This is a genomic window from Acinetobacter sp. DSM 11652 (assembly GCF_900109815.1).
In the GTDB taxonomy this organism is placed as follows: domain Bacteria; phylum Pseudomonadota; class Gammaproteobacteria; order Pseudomonadales; family Moraxellaceae; genus Acinetobacter.
Window position 1 is genome coordinate 1 of sequence record NZ_FOBK01000039.1, and the last position, 1004, is coordinate 1004.

The 1004-nt window shown below is 50.2% G+C and carries 1 protein-coding gene; it reads right to left on the minus strand.

The genetic code is table 11. The features are described from left to right. The coding region (locus BMW42_RS14630; protein WP_213032626.1) for a phage late control D family protein at window positions 1-1004 on the minus strand (1004 nt) is incomplete at both ends.

Here is a 1004-nt window from a genome sequence, read left to right on the forward strand (position 1 = left end):
GGTCGATGTTGTAGTGGGTTGTATTCGGGTACGGTTTTGATGTTGCGTCGTTGTAGGATGAGTTCGCTGGCTTGGCGTTCTTGGTCCGTGTGGGTTGCTTGGTTGGTGTCTGTCTTGTGTTTTGGCGTCCATTGACTGCGTTGTAGCAGTTGTTGGACTTGTTGGTCTAAGTCTTTGGGTAGGTTGTTTTGGTTGTAGTAGCGTTTGCCAACAATGAGGAATTCTTGGTCAGCTCCGCTGTGTTGTTCAATTTCTGGATGGCCATCGAGTTTGAACCAGTAGCCGACTTGGCTGTCTCTGACGCTGGCTTTGGCGATGAATTGTTTGCTTTGTCCAGCGTAGTAGTCGCTGAGGTGTTGGTTGAGTTTTTCAACTTGGCTGTTGCCTGAGGCGGTGGCTTGGTCTTCGCCTTTGAGGTCTTGGATCCATGCAGGGCTGATGTGCCATGCTTGTTCGAGGCCTAGGCTGGCATTGTCTTGGTGGTCACTGTGTTGGTGTTTGCTTTGGACTGAGCCTGCGCCTTCTTCTTGTTCGAGGGCTGTGGCTTGCCAGCGTTGTAGGTGAACTGCGGTGGGTTGTAAGCTGCGTTGTCCGATAAAACTGGTAATGCTATCAAATTGTTCTGTCGCATCACTACGGTGGTAGCGGATGTTGCGTCGGTTAAGGGCTTGGTATTGGCTGTTGTCGTCAATCAGGCGGAGCTTTTGTGCTTCGATCGGGCTGTTGTTGCTCGGTACAATCGGTTGGGCTTCATCAATGAGCCAGTTAATGCCTTCACTGCGTAGTAAGCGAGTCAGAAAGTCGTAGTCGCTTTCGTTGCTTTGCATGATGAAGGGTCGGATGTCGTATTGTTGTTGTAGTCCACTGTGGTCTAGGCTGAGGCTCGAGGCAAAGAGTGGGCTTTTGTTTTGCCATTCTTCAAAGAGGATTTCCACCACTTCGACCACGGATTTATTCATAAATACGCGGCTGTTGCGGCGTTTGTGCCACAAGTTTGTTGCATC